The 12,877-nt window shown below is 42.2% G+C and carries 11 protein-coding genes and 1 tRNA gene; 8 read left to right on the top strand and 4 right to left on the bottom strand.

Annotated features, from left to right (window positions below; translation table 11 throughout):
• Window positions 1-23: 23 nt before the first annotated feature.
• The 4 genes from NKI27_RS12420 (at window position 24) to pyrF (ending at window position 2,765) form a co-directional block, all read left to right on the top strand.
• Entirely contained in the window at window positions 24-320 is a 297-nt protein-coding gene (locus tag NKI27_RS12420; RefSeq protein ID WP_265046367.1) for an integration host factor subunit beta, read from the top strand.
• 163 nt (window positions 321-483) lie between these two features.
• Window positions 484-777 (top strand): LapA family protein, encoded by a 294-nt coding sequence (locus NKI27_RS12415; RefSeq protein WP_265046366.1) that lies wholly within the window; start codon window positions 484-486, stop codon window positions 775-777.
• An 8-nt stretch (window positions 778-785) separates the two neighbouring features.
• The gene (gene lapB / locus NKI27_RS12410) at window positions 786-1,958 is read left to right on the top strand and encodes a lipopolysaccharide assembly protein LapB (RefSeq protein WP_265046365.1); all 1,173 of its coding nucleotides are present in this window, start codon (window positions 786-788) and stop codon (window positions 1,956-1,958) included.
• Between the two features lie 105 nt (window positions 1,959-2,063).
• Window positions 2,064-2,765 carry an orotidine-5'-phosphate decarboxylase gene (pyrF, locus tag NKI27_RS12405; RefSeq protein ID WP_265046364.1) on the top strand — a complete coding sequence of 234 codons (702 nt, stop codon included), beginning with the start codon at window positions 2,064-2,066 and terminating at the stop codon, window positions 2,763-2,765.
• A 159-nt stretch (window positions 2,766-2,924) separates the two neighbouring features.
• Here the strand turns inward: pyrF and NKI27_RS12400 are convergent.
• Together NKI27_RS12400 and NKI27_RS12395 are read right to left on the bottom strand one after the other, a co-directional pair.
• Window positions 2,925-3,000: transfer RNA gene (locus NKI27_RS12400), tRNA-Asn, on the bottom strand.
• A gap of 121 nt (window positions 3,001-3,121) precedes the next feature.
• Complete coding sequence (locus NKI27_RS12395) at window positions 3,122-4,306, bottom strand: pyridoxal phosphate-dependent aminotransferase (RefSeq protein WP_265046363.1); 1,185 nt, start codon at window positions 4,304-4,306, stop codon at window positions 3,122-3,124.
• Window positions 4,307-4,546: 240 nt separating this feature from the next.
• On the opposite strand from NKI27_RS12395, the gene uvrB reads away from it, so the two are divergent.
• Window positions 4,547-6,565: an excinuclease ABC subunit UvrB gene (gene uvrB, locus NKI27_RS12390; protein ID WP_265046362.1), complete on the top strand. Its 2,019-nt coding sequence runs from the start codon at window positions 4,547-4,549 to the stop codon at window positions 6,563-6,565.
• An 88-nt stretch (window positions 6,566-6,653) separates the two neighbouring features.
• Here the strand turns inward: uvrB and NKI27_RS12385 are convergent, their stop codons facing one another.
• Window positions 6,654-7,841, bottom strand: coding sequence for a cation diffusion facilitator family transporter (locus tag NKI27_RS12385; RefSeq protein ID WP_265046361.1), 1,188 nt, complete (start codon window positions 7,839-7,841; stop codon window positions 6,654-6,656).
• 185 nt (window positions 7,842-8,026) lie between these two features.
• On the opposite strand from NKI27_RS12385, the gene NKI27_RS12380 reads away from it, so the two are divergent.
• Window positions 8,027-8,299, top strand: coding sequence for a PilZ domain-containing protein (locus tag NKI27_RS12380; protein WP_265046360.1), 273 nt, complete (start codon window positions 8,027-8,029; stop codon window positions 8,297-8,299).
• A 478-nt stretch (window positions 8,300-8,777) separates the two neighbouring features.
• Window positions 8,778-9,803, top strand: coding sequence for a quinone-dependent dihydroorotate dehydrogenase (locus NKI27_RS12375; protein ID WP_265046359.1), 1,026 nt, complete (start codon window positions 8,778-8,780; stop codon window positions 9,801-9,803).
• Between the two features lie 222 nt (window positions 9,804-10,025).
• Here the strand turns inward: NKI27_RS12375 and rmf are convergent, their stop codons facing one another.
• Entirely contained in the window at window positions 10,026-10,235 is a 210-nt protein-coding gene (rmf, locus tag NKI27_RS12370) for a ribosome modulation factor (protein WP_265046358.1), read from the bottom strand.
• Between the two features lie 380 nt (window positions 10,236-10,615).
• On the opposite strand from rmf, the gene rlmKL reads away from it, so the two are divergent.
• Entirely contained in the window at window positions 10,616-12,865 is a 2,250-nt protein-coding gene (rlmKL, locus tag NKI27_RS12365; RefSeq protein ID WP_265046357.1) for a bifunctional 23S rRNA (guanine(2069)-N(7))-methyltransferase RlmK/23S rRNA (guanine(2445)-N(2))-methyltransferase RlmL, read from the top strand.
• Window positions 12,866-12,877 lie beyond the last annotated feature (12 nt).

Raw genomic sequence — 12,877 nt, 5'->3', positions numbered from 1 at the left:
TTAAAAAAGGAAAGGGCCCGTCAATGACCAAGTCTGAATTAGTTGAAATTATTGCATCAAAGCAAACTCAATTATCTGTAAAAGATGTCGAGCTGGCTGTAAAAACTATTATTGATCTAATGTCTCAAACGTTATCTCAAGGACAGCGTATTGAGATTCGAGGTTTTGGAAGTTTTTCCCTGCATTATAGGGCGCCTCGTTCAGGTAGAAACCCTAAAACAGGTGAGTCTGTGCAGCTTACGGCTAAGTATGTTCCTCACTTTAAGCCTGGGAAAGAATTAAGGGATCAGGTTAATGACAGCTTGAAAGCGGGTTACTAGTTTTCGAAAGCGTTATTTTAGTCTGTCTCGGTTGCTAGTGTTATTCTTCAGGCTATCACGCTAAATTTTTTCTGGTTTGGTGTGTTATTATTGTGGGGTTTAAGCTTTAGCGGTCTGTTTGAGTCTGCGGGTAACTCCACTTACTGATATGTCAGGAAACGTTATGTCGCTGATACGGCGAGTTATTTATATTATTGTTGCGCTTGCCATACTGTTGGTTGGTATTCTATTTTCTTCCCATAATAGCCAGTTGGTATCGGTTGATTACCTTTTAGGTAAGACGGATGCTTATTATCTCTCGTTCTGGTTAATCTCTTCTTTTGTGTTAGGAGGGTTGTTAGGTGTTTTTGCTAGCAGTTCAACTATCTTGCGCTTAAAAACGCAAAACAAACGAACCGAGAAAAAGGTTAAACATACGGAAGTTGAGCTTAGCCGCTTAAAAGGTGGTTCGGCCTAAGGCTTCAGATGGATACGTTTACGCAGTGGCTGATGCTTGTGGTTGCGATTGGTGTTGGTTGGGTTTTAGGTTATTCGGCGAGCAAAAAAACATCTACCGGTGGCGATTCTGAGCTACCTAGTAATTTAAAAGATCGACTCAAAGTCCTGTTCGAAACATATTCTGAAGAAGTAATTGATTCTTTTGTTCAGTCTCTCGAGGTGAATGCCGATACTGTCGGCATGCATTTATCTATCGGCTCACATTTTCGTAAAAGTGGTGAGGTTGAGAAGGCTATTCTGGTACATCAAAACTTAATGTCTCGTCCTGAAGTTCCAAAAAATTTCTCTGATGAGGTTATGTTTGAGTTAGCTAGAGATTATATGGCTGCTGGCTTATTAGATCGTGCTGAGTCACTATTTCTGAAGTTGAAAGAGTCTAAGTTATTTGGTCAAAAGAGTTTAAGGTGGCTGGTGGATATTTACCAGCAAGAGAGAGAATGGAATAAAGCTATTGAGTATGGTGTTGCCTTTAATGCGTATAAAGGTGTCGACATCTCGGCTATGCTTGCACATTTCTCATGTGAAATAGCTCAAACTTTAATAGATCAGCATCATTATTGGGATGCCAGAAACAAGTTGCGTGAAGCATTGGGTTTTGATCGTAGTTGTGTGCGTGCAACCTTATTGCTTGCAAAGATACATATGATCGAAGGGCATTACTCTGAGGCTGTGGTTATACTTCGGAAGGTTGAAGGGCAGAACTACCGGTTTGTTTCTGAGGTTATTCCACTGCTTTTTGAATGCTCACAGAAGCTTAACACTGAACGTAAATTTCGCCGCTACCTTGAGGGTATTTTAGCTAAGCAAAGCTCATCTAGTGTTATGTTGGGGGTTGCGGATAGCTTTAATCGAGATCAAGGAGCTGCTAAGGCTGTTGATTTTTTAGCTGAAAGTTTGTTAAAGAAGTCCAGTCTAAGAGGGTTGGATCGTTTAATTGATTACCAGCGAGCTAGCGCTGAATCTGATTCAGATATTCGTCATTTAACGATTGTTAAGCAGGTTACTCAGTCTTTGTTAGAGGGTAAGCCGGTATACCAGTGCGAAGGTTGTGGTTTTGCAGGGGAGGTATTGCATTGGCAGTGTCCCAGCTGTAAAGCGTGGGGTACAGTGATGCCTATCCAGGGTGTTGAAGGCGAGTAAAGAGTGTTAGGAGTGGGTGATTTAGTGCGGTGTAGCTAAGCTGATTAGGTGTAGCTTAGCTATATGGTTGTTAATATTATTTTAATTTTTACAGGTTTTAGTTGAATGAGTATTGAACGTTTATCGCCAGTGATTGTAGCGCTGGATTATCATTCTAAGGCGGAAGCGTTAGTGATGGCCGATCAGCTTGATCCGACGCAGTGTCGGGTTAAGGTGGGTAAGGAGCTTTTTACGCTTTGTGGGCCGTCGATAGTAGAGGCGTTACATCAGCGTGGCTTTGAAGTATTTTTAGACCTTAAATTTCATGATATACCTAATACTACTACTAAGGCTGTTCAGGCTGCTGCCGATCTAGGTGTGTGGATGGTTAATGTGCATGCCTCAGGGGGTCGTAGAATGATGGCGTCATGTCGAGAAGGGTTGGAAAAGTTTCGTACGCCACCTAAGTTAATTGCCGTAACAGTATTAACCAGTATGGAGCGGCAAGACCTTGTTGATATTGGCTTGGATGTGGAGCCTATGGAGCATGTTAAGCGACTTGCAGCACTTACCCGTGATGCAGGCTTAGATGGTGTTGTTTGTTCTGCACAGGAAGTTGCGGTCATTCGTGACATTTGCCCTGCATCGTTTAATTTGGTGACTCCGGGCATTAGACCACTGAGTGCAGAGAAGGGTGATCAGAAAAGAGTGATGACGCCGCAAGAGGCTATTTCGATTGGTTCAGACTATCTTGTAATTGGCCGACCTATTACGCAAGCTAACGATCCGCTGAAGTCGCTTGAGGATATTATAGCGACACTTAGTTAAAGTGGTTAAATTCTGGCCTGGGCTAGTTTTATCTAATTGAATGACTATAAGCAGAGAGCAGGGTGAATAACTCTTCTCTCTGTGTTTTTTTGTGGCTAGAGAAATTTTTGGCAAAAAAAAGCCTGATCATATAAATATGTTCAGGCTTTTTAGAATACTTGGCTCCTCGAGCTGGGCTCGAACCAGCGACCCACGGATTAACAGTCCGTTGCTCTACCAACTGAGCTATCGAGGAACAATCAGTTGAGGCGCGTATACTAATAACCTTGTGTGGTTTCGTCAAGCCCTTATTACTAAAAGAATTAAAAGTTAATAAGGACTTGAGCGCTTACACGGCCTTTTTGTTTCTTTAAGGGTTAGCTGAGCGCTTTTTTGATTCTGGCTACTGCTGCTTCTAAAACATCCATGCCGGTCGCGAAGCTTAAGCGCATATGTCCAGGGGCTCCAAATGCTGAGCCTGGTACGAGTGCAACGCCTACGGTAGAGAGAAGTAGTTCGGCTAACTCAACGTCAGTTGATACGCCTTCTGTTGCCTCTATAGCGCCTTGAAAGCTTGGGAAAACATAGAATGTTCCGTTTCCTTCAATACAGTCAACGCCAGGGATTTTATTTAGCTCGGCAACCAGATAGTCATGTCGTTTTTTGAATTCAGTGACCATAGTGGTAACGCAATCTTGAGGGCCGTTTAGGGCTGCCTCAGAAGCTGCTTGCGAAATAGAAGCTGGGTTTGAAGTGCTTTGAGATTGTATCTTCTTCATGGCCCCTATAATTTTCTGGGGACCCGCTGCATAACCAATTCTCCAGCCTGTCATGGAGTAAGCTTTTGATACACCATTTAAAACAAATGTTCTGTCATAAAGCTCTGGACATGCATTTAAGATATTGCAAAAAGGTTCGTTGCCCCAAAGGATATGTTCATACATATCATCAGTTGCAACAAATACCTGAGGGTGTTTCTTCAGTACAGTCCCTAAATCCGCCAGTTCTTGCTTAGTATAAGCAACTCCTGTTGGGTTAGAAGGACTGTTGAGTACCACTAATTTAGTTTTTTCAGTGATGGCATTTTCAAGCTGTTCAGCGGTGATTTTGAAACGCTGTTCTTGAGTCGTTTCAATAATAACCGGTACGCCTTCTGCTACGAGAACCATGTCTGGGTAAGAAACCCAGTATGGCGCAGGAATAACCACCTCATCACCCTTGTTAAGCAGCGCTAAAGCGAGATTGAAGAAGCTTTGCTTGCCACCTGACGATACAAGAATCTGGCTAGGTTCGTATGTTAAGCCATTGTCTCGTTGAAACTTATCAATAATCGCTTTCTTGAGGCTAGGTGTACCGTCAACCGCAGTGTATTTGGTTTTACCTTCATTAATTGCTGTAATAGCGGCTGCTTTAATATGATCGGGCGTATCGAAGTCAGGCTCGCCTGCACCAAGACCAATAATGTCTTGTCCAGCTGCGCGTAACTCGGCTGCCTTGTTGGTTACTGCAAGAGTAGGGGAAGGTTTGATTTGTTGTACACGATGAGAAAGTTGAACGTCCAAGCTTGCTATCCTCAATAAGGAGTGTTCAGATGTTAGTAATAAATCGTCTATTTTAACGATTTGCCTTGATAACCCATCCGTATGGCCATATTTAAAATGTACCGGAAGGGAAAAACATCAAAAAGTGGTTTAGGTTTTTAATCGCCCAAAACGAGCTAATAATAGCATTTAATATGCGCGTGTGATAATGGTTTTTCGAGAGCCGCTTTCTAAAAGTGGCTTTTTTTATTGGGATGTTAGATGTCAAAAGAATTTAAAGTTTATTCAGATTTCAAGCCATCAGGTGATCAACCGGATGCGATTAAGGGTCTTGTAGAGGGGATTGAAGCAGGCCTATCTCATCAAACACTCCTTGGTGTGACGGGCTCTGGAAAGACGTTTACGATCGCTAATGTTATTGCGTCTGTAAAACGACCTACCATTATAATGGCGCATAATAAAACGTTGGCTGCTCAGTTATATGGCGAGTTTAGGGAGTTTTTTCCTGATAATTCTGTAGAGTACTTTGTTTCTTATTATGACTATTATCAACCAGAAGCTTATGTTCCTTCATCAGATACGTTTATTCAAAAAGATGCGGCGGTCAATGAGCACATAGAACAAATGCGATTGTCTGCAACTAAGGCGTTACTCGAAAGAGAGGATGCGATCATTGTTGCGACGGTTTCAGCTATTTACGGCTTGGGTGATCCGAAGTCGTATCTTAAAATGATGTTGCACCTTGATCGAGGCGATAGAATTGATCAGCGTGAAATAGTTAAGCGTTTGGCAGACCTACAATACACCCGTAACGATGTTGAGCTTCATCGTGCGACATATCGAGTAAGAGGGGATGTGATTGACATATACCCTGCGGAATCTGAGAAAGAGGCTGTTCGCATAGAGCTCTTTGACGATGAAGTCGAAAACCTTGCTTACTTCGATCCGCTAACAGGTGAGGTGTTGAGGCGGGTGCCGCGAATTACTATTTATCCCAAATCTCACTATGTCACCCCAAGGCAGAAAGTCCTTGATGCCATTGAAGAAATTAAAGTGGAATTGGCTGAGCGGTTGCCACAGTTAAAAGAGAACGGTAAATTAGTTGAGGCTCAAAGATTAGAAGAAAGAACACGTTATGACATTGAAATGATGAACGAGCTTGGTTATTGCAATGGTATAGAAAACTATTCCAGATATTTGTCAGGACGTAGAAATGGAGAGGCACCTCCGACGTTGTTTGATTATCTTCCAGATAACGCATTACTCGTGGTCGATGAGTCGCATGTCACTGTCTCTCAAATTGGCGGCATGTATCGAGGGGATCGCTCTCGTAAAGAAACGCTAGTTGAATATGGCTTTCGTCTGCCATCTGCGCTTGATAACAGGCCGATGCGCTTTGATGAGTGGGAGCGAATTTCCCCTCAAACTATCTTTGTTTCAGCTACCCCTGGTGATTACGAAGCGGAGCATTCTGGTCGAGTGGTCGAGCAGTTAGTAAGACCGACAGGGTTGTTAGATCCCGTCATCGAGGTACGTCCGGCTACGACTCAAGTAGATGATCTATTGTCAGAGATTCATAAGCGTGTTGAAGTGGGTGAGCGGGTTTTAGTCACCACGTTAACTAAGCGTATGTCTGAAGACTTGACCGACTTCTTTATGGAGCATGGTGTTCGAGTGCGTTATTTACATTCAGATATCGATACCGTTGAGCGTGTGGAAATTATACGCGACTTACGTTTAGGTGTGTTTGATGTATTGGTAGGGATTAACCTGCTAAGAGAGGGCTTGGATATGCCTGAGGTTTCATTGGTGGCTATTCTGGATGCGGATAAAGAAGGCTTTTTACGGTCAGAAAGAGCGTTAGTTCAAACAATAGGTCGAGCTGCCCGAAACCTCAATGGTGCAGCCATACTGTATGGTGACAAAATAACAAAGTCTATGAAGCGCGCTATTGATGAAACAGAGCGCAGGCGTAAAGCTCAACATGAATATAATATTAAGCACGGTATTACACCCCAGGGCCTAAATAAGAAAGTTGCCGATGTGATGGAAGGTGCTGTTATTCCAGGGCGCAAGACTGGCCCGGTTAGAAAGGTTGCAGAAAAAGGAGGGCGCTATAGTGTTGATATTCAGTCACGAACGCCTGAGCAACTGTCGAAAGAAATAGCTAGGCTCGAAGATGAAATGTATGCCGCAGCAAGCGACCTGGACTTTGAAAAGGCCGCACAACTAAGAGACGATGTCTCAGCATTGAAAGAGGCGGTATTAGGGCACCGCTAAGTTAAGGTGATGAGGTGCTAGCTTGAAGTAACGCCTTGCTGTTAAGGCGTTACGGGTGCGAAGAGTGTTTTTATGTCAATAACGATCGCTACTTATGGGGGTACCACAATGTTAAGTCCCCAAGCCAATCAATTGACTCTGTTTGGGCGCTTAATTTCTTTAGAATATCAGCAGGTAGCTTTTCGTCTGTGTCTAAGAAAATCTCTACAGATACCTGGTTGTCTAGATAGTGCAGATTAATTCTATGGTTATCATCAATATCAATAGTGCCTAGCCACGCGTTTTTTAAGGTACGAATGACTTCATCTCGTAAAGGTAAAGAGGCAGACGTAATGTGCTCGCCGTTATGGTCGTCGTCTTCTGCATCAATGTGAAATGTCACATCTTTTATGTGAGGATACTGTTGCTTTAATCGTTTGGTTACTTTTAAGCCGATTTGATGGCCTTCAGATACGCTAATTGATGAACGAACCTGTAGATGTAGGTCGAGAATAATATCGGGTCCCATGTGACGGCTTCTTAAATCGTGAACGTTATTGATGCCGGGGGTTTGCTTAATAAATTGGCGTAACTCGTCTATTTCTTCTTGAGGTATCGCAGTATCAACTAATTCTTTGACGCTATCCCAGGATAAATCCCAACCAACTTTTGCAATCATAAGTGCGACGACAACCGCAGCGGCGGCATCTAGCCAAGAAAAACCGCTCATTGCCCCAGCAATACCAATAAATACGACAATTGACGACAATGCGTCAGTTCGGCTATGCCAGGCATTCGCAATTATTAAGTCTGATTTAATTAGCGTGCCGATATGAAAGGTGTATCTGTAAATTAACTCTTTAGCGACGATTGATAGGGTTGCAATGATGAGTGCCGGCCAAGTAGGTATTTCAATTGCGGTTGAATTAATTAAGCGTATAACGCTATCCCAAGCCATTGCTCCGGCGACGGCGATTAATAATGCACCAAGTACTACGGTGCCTAGTGTTTCGAATCGCTCATGGCCGTAAGGGTGGTCAGCATCAGGCTCTAAGCGTGAGTATTTGGTAATGGCAATAACCAAAATATCGGTTAATGCATCAGAGAAAGAGTGAAGCCCGTCTGCGACCAATGCGTAAGAGTGGGAGACAACACCAAAGACCACCTTCAATACACCTAGGATGATATCGATTACCATGCCTATTAAGGTGACGCGTTGAGCTTCTTTTTGAAATTGGTCGGAGTTTTCTTTTTGGGTGCTGTGAGCCGCTTGATGAGCTATATCATGATTATGCATAGTTGTAAGTCAGTATAAATGCTAATTTTTGATTGTAGCACTGCTATGAGAAAATATCTCATGCCAAAATAATGGCACTAAAATTAAAATTTAATATATAGATGCTATAACCTGTTGAATTTTAGTTAAATGTAACTATTATGACTAGTTAATAGAACCTTATTTTAATGCAGAGCGCGGTTTAGATGTTATCAGAAGCTGAAAAAAGAAAACGTCCTAGAATGAAGGTCTCTTTTGATGTGGAAGTTCGACACCCTTTAGGAGGGGTTGCTCGTTATCAAACAAGAGATATGTCAGATACGGGGATGTTTGTTGTGGGTGAAAACGCGAATGTAGCGTTAAAAGTGGGGGAGATTGTTAGGGTATTAATTGAGACTGCGAATTTTGTTGAGCCTATGACGATGGATGTCAGGGTGGTGCGGCATACTGTCGACGGTAAAGCGCTCTCTTTTATTTAATCCTTCCATTTTATTTATCGATTGGTTGTTTTTTGATCTTTATTTCATTTTTATACCTCTGAAATCCTTCTTGTTTACTGTATTTATCATTATTACTCTAATTTTGACGTCATTATGTTGACTATATTATGCACAAAATTGGTGTATCGCAAAATAGAGTAATAAAACTGACATTTTAGTATTTATTCTTCTTGTTTTTCTTAAGTTATTGATTTTTAAGTGTTATTTAACTGGTTAAAAAATGATCAATTTGATGATGGGCGCGTAGGGTAGAGGGTTTTGAGCGACTTCTATATGGTTTTCAACAAAGTTATCCACAGATTCAGTGGATAAATGACAAAAAGTTCATATAACGATAATAAAATTGTCAGAATACGCTGTTATCTAATAAAAAACTGAATAACTAAGGTTAGTTTATGGACGGTTTGCTATAATCTTTGCCAAATTTTTACCCTTTCTATTCGAGAGATTTTAGACGATGGCTTATAAATTATTCAGAAACCTCCTTTTTCAATTATCACCAGAGGTAGCGCATGAAGCTTCTTTGGATTTGATTAGTGCTTCTGAGCGATTGGGATTGTTGAAGCCATTTATTAAGCAGCCATTACTTGAGTCAGTTGAGGTGATGGGGGTTCGTTTCCCTAATCCTGTAGGTTTAGCGGCAGGGTTAGATAAAAACGGTGACCACATTGATGGTCTGGCTGCATTAGGCTTTGGTTCTATCGAAATTGGTACGGTGACACCTAGGCCGCAGGCAGGAAACCCCAAGCCGCGATTATTTAGAATTAAAGAACGAGAAGCCATCATTAATCGAATGGGGTTTAATAATTTAGGCGTTGATTACCTAGTAGAAAATGTAAAAAACTCACGATTCAAGGGGGTGCTGGGGATTAACGTTGGCAAAAACTTTGATACTCCGGTTGAGCAAGCGTCAAATGATTATTTGATCGGGATTCGGAAAGTGTACCCTTATGCGACCTATATTACCGTGAATGTCTCCTCACCTAATACACCAGGATTGAGAGATCTTCAGTTTGGTGAGTCCTTGAAGCAGTTATTAGAGGTGATAAAGGAAGAACAGCAGAAGCTAAGCATAGAGCACGGAAAGTTAGTCCCTATTGCTATCAAAATTGCCCCTGATATGGCAGGAGATGATGTTAGGCTTGTTTCAGATGCGTTTAAACAATTTGAAGTTGATGGTGTGATCGCAACCAACACAACGATTAGTCGTGTGGGCATAGAAGGTTGTAATCATGCTGAAGAAGCGGGCGGTTTGAGTGGTGCACCGCTAACACATGCGTCTACTGATTTAATTAAAGCGCTATATGCTGAGTTAGGTGAAGAGGTACCAATTATCGGTGTAGGTGGGATTATTGACGGTGCTTCAGCGGCCGATAAAATTGAAGCAGGGGCAAAGTTAGTTCAGATGTATACCGGTTTCATATACCACGGACCGTCGTTAATAGCTGAGGCTGCTGAAGCTATTGCATCTGTAAAACGCTGATTAAATAGAGGCAGAATTGTGGATGTATTAGTCGGTGAGAGGCGTGTGTTGCTGTAGGTTTGAATCCAGGCTCTATATGAGCCTGGAAGTAGCGGGTTGATTACCCGCTTCGACATCGTAGATATATTAAGTCGCATCAGCGGTATAGGTATTTACTCTCTGTTGGTGTCCGCGATGACATTAGATATATAGATTGAGTGAACCTGATTAAATTATTTATGTTTACGTGGATATACCAGGTATTTTATGAATGCCTGAGACTCCGATCATGCCGTCCCAGTTATCGATTCGACCGTCTCGCCATCCACTCAGCCATTGTTGCTTGGCTACTGGGGTTTCTGTAGGGCATTGTGACTTTGATTTACCGCTTAGGCCTGCATGATAACCGCGCTTGTATGCACGATCGCTAGTATCACGTTTTTGTCTTCTCATTCTTATATGACCTCGATATTTATTTGTGGTAACAACAGTTGAGCTTAAGTGCAGAACACTTAATTAACGTCTAACCTCCTATAAAGTATTTAGGGCGCGAAAAGTAATGGGCGCAAATATAAAACAATTTGATCTAAGATCTATTTTCTTGAACTCTTTTAAAAAGAGTACGTATCCAGTAAAGCAGATATAAAATCGGCTTGTATACGAATACTTTGGTCTATTAGGTGTTGCTTATATCTCTTTTAGGCATAAGGATCATTAACACACTGTTTTAACAGTGGTTGATGGTCTACTATTTTGGTACTTAACAGCTTTTAAGCAGGTTAAAATTTTGTAACCTTGTTTGTAACTTAATGTGGTCTCATTTATAGCGAATTATGATGAATAAATTATTATCAGTTTTTGTCACCTGTCCAAAAGGGCTAGAGTACGTACTTGAAAAAGAGCTTGATGAGCTGCTGCAAAAGGAAGCAAAGGTCAGGCCTGCAGGTATCGCTTTTGAGGCTACGCTACCTGAAATATATCGTTTTATTTTGTGGTCTCGCACTGCTAATCGCGTTTTATTAGCGTTGGCTGAATCAGAGGTTCATACCGCAGAGCAGTTGTATGATCTTGTGTACAGTGTTGACTGGCAAGAGCACATGGCTGTTGATAATACGCTAGTCGTTGATTTTTCAGGGGAATCAAAAAATATCAACAATACTGCATTTGGTGCGGTCAAAGTTAAAGATGCTATTGTTGATCAGTTTAGGGATCGCGTTGGCGATCGGCCAAATGTAACGCGAGACTTACCGGATATTCGCATTAACGTTAAGCTGGCTAAGGGGCGGGCTGTCGTTGCTTTAGATTTATCTGGAGAAAGCTTACATAGGCGAGGTTATCGTATTGAAGCAGGTAAGGCGCCTATCAAAGAAAATTTAGGTGCAGCATTGCTACAACGGTGCAATTGGTCAGCGCTAGGGCAAGATGGCGCGTCACTTCTAGATCCTATGTGTGGTTCAGGTACATTGTTGGTAGAGGGGGCGATGATTCTATGTGATAAAGCACCAGCACTTGATCGGGCTCAGTTTGGCTTTTTAAAGTGGAAGCAGCACCAAGATGGCGTTTGGAAAGCGTTAATTGATGAAGCCATTGAGCGATTTGAGCTAGGGCTCGAAAAATGTATTCAGCAACAGGCTGCTGGTAGGAGTCTGTTGCTAGGATATGATGCTGACTCCTCAGTGGTTTATGTCGCTAGAAACAATATTAAAAGAGCTGGTCTTGAAGCCGTTATTAATGTTGCTGTGCAAAGTCTTGCTGAGCTTAAAGCACCTAGCGTTGAAGTTGAGCTTGGTGATGCGGAAACTGGTGATGTAAAGCCTAAAGGATTGCTATTAACGAACCCCCCGTATGGTGAGCGTTTAGGTGATGTTGAGTCGCTTAAAGGGTTGTACCGATGCCTTGGCGATAAGCTGAAAAGTGATTTTGAAGGTTGGAAAGCTGCTATCTTCACTGGGAACGTTGATCTTGGTAGAAGGGTTGGGCTTAGAAGCTATAAGCAATATAAATTATTTAACGGTAGCCTACCTAGTCAGTTGATCATGATTGATGTGCGACCAGAAAACTATGTTAAGACCGATGATAGCAAAGAGTCTCAGGTACTTCTCAGTCGCCGACATATAAGAGTGGCCAACCCAGAAAGAGCGGCCATGTTTGGTAATCGTTTGAAAAAGAATCTGCGAACGCTAGGTAAGTGGGCAAAGAAAAACAAGTTAGCGTGCTACCGTATCTACGACGCTGATATGCCAGAGTTTTCGTTGGCGGTCGATATTTATGGTGATTGGGTGCATGTGCAAGAATATGCTGCGCCAGCCTCTATTGATGAAAAAGCGGCAAAAGATAGACTAGATGAAGCGTTAAGTGTGCTGCCAGATGTGCTGGGGGTTTCGCCTGAGCAGGTTGTTATAAAGCAACGACGTAGGCAGAAAGGTGATTCACAGTATGAGAAGCATGATCAGAAAGCGCAACGAATGGTGGTGGATGAGTTTGGATGTAAATTTTACGTCAATCTTATTGATTATATTGATACCGGTTTATTCCTAGACCATCGCCCTGTACGTAAATGGATACAGGCGCACTCTGCGGGTAAGCGTTTTCTAAATTTGTTCTGTTATACCGGTGCTGCAACGATACATGCGGTAAAAGGAGGGGCAGCCGAAACAGTAAGCGTTGATATGTCAAACACTTACCTTGATTGGGGTAAGGAGAATTTAGCACTTAATGGATTCTCTGAAAGAGGGCATGATTTTGTACAAGCGGACTGCTTACGTTGGCTAGATACGGCTAGAGATAAGTTCGATATGATTTTTCTCGACCCGCCGACGTTTTCTAACTCTAAACGAATGGAAGGCGTGCTGGATGTTCAGCGGGATCATGTTGATATGATCAACAAAGCGATGGCGCTGTTAACAAAAGGCGGTGTGTTGGTTTTCTCGACTAATTTAAGACGTTTTAAGTTAGATGTTGATGCGCTTTCGGCGTTTGAGTTGGTTGACGTTTCTAAATCAACCATTGATAAAGATTTTGAACGAAACAGCAGGATTCACCAATGTTGGCATGTGAAATATAAAACGCTCACATTAGGTTAGTGCGAGCGTTTT

The organism is Alkalimarinus alittae (assembly GCF_026016465.1).
Classification (GTDB): Bacteria; Pseudomonadota; Gammaproteobacteria; order Pseudomonadales; family Oleiphilaceae; genus Alkalimarinus; species Alkalimarinus alittae.
The sequence above is the reverse complement of the archived record's forward strand: the minus strand, read 5'-3'. Positions and strand labels throughout refer to the sequence as shown.

Coding starts and splice junctions, on each gene's coding strand:
- NKI27_RS12420 (WP_265046367.1), top strand. CDS start 24: ATGACCAAGTCTGAATTAGTTGAAATTATTGCATCAAAGCAAACTCAA.
- NKI27_RS12415 (WP_265046366.1), top strand. CDS start 484: ATGTCGCTGATACGGCGAGTTATTTATATTATTGTTGCGCTTGCCATA.
- lapB (WP_265046365.1), top strand. CDS start 786: ATGGATACGTTTACGCAGTGGCTGATGCTTGTGGTTGCGATTGGTGTT.
- pyrF (WP_265046364.1), top strand. CDS start 2,064: ATGAGTATTGAACGTTTATCGCCAGTGATTGTAGCGCTGGATTATCAT.
- uvrB (WP_265046362.1), top strand. CDS start 4,547: ATGTCAAAAGAATTTAAAGTTTATTCAGATTTCAAGCCATCAGGTGAT.
- NKI27_RS12385 (WP_265046361.1), bottom strand. CDS start 7,841: ATGCATAATCATGATATAGCTCATCAAGCGGCTCACAGCACCCAAAAA.
- NKI27_RS12380 (WP_265046360.1), top strand. CDS start 8,027: ATGTTATCAGAAGCTGAAAAAAGAAAACGTCCTAGAATGAAGGTCTCT.
- NKI27_RS12375 (WP_265046359.1), top strand. CDS start 8,778: ATGGCTTATAAATTATTCAGAAACCTCCTTTTTCAATTATCACCAGAG.
- rmf (WP_265046358.1), bottom strand. CDS start 10,235: ATGAGAAGACAAAAACGTGATACTAGCGATCGTGCATACAAGCGCGGT.
- rlmKL (WP_265046357.1), top strand. CDS start 10,616: ATGATGAATAAATTATTATCAGTTTTTGTCACCTGTCCAAAAGGGCTA.